This window comes from Effusibacillus lacus, from assembly GCF_002335525.1.
Lineage (GTDB): Bacteria > Bacillota > Bacilli > Tumebacillales > Effusibacillaceae > Effusibacillus > Effusibacillus lacus.
In genome coordinates, this window is record NZ_BDUF01000124.1 from 1 (window position 1) to 262 (window position 262).

The window sequence follows — 262 nt, forward strand, 5'->3', positions numbered from 1 at the left end:
TCCTGCCGGATTCCCACGGGATTCCTCGTGTCCCGCGGTACTTGGGGTGGGTCTCGGAGTTCTCGCCGTTTCGGATACGGGACTCTCACCCTCTACGGTGGACCGTTCCAAGTCGCTTCTCCTACAACGAGAATTTGTAACTCCCTATGAGACGCCCCGCAACCCCGATTGTGCATGCACAACCGGTTTGGGCTTCTCCGCGTTCGCTCGCCGCTACTGACGGAATCACTGTTGTTTTCTGTTCCTCAGGGTACTTAGATGT

1 rRNA gene is annotated in these 262 nt (G+C 56.9%); it reads right to left on the reverse strand.

The window, feature by feature from the left end:
• A 23S ribosomal RNA gene (locus EFBL_RS20080) occupies positions 1–262 on the reverse strand; the annotation flags it as partial.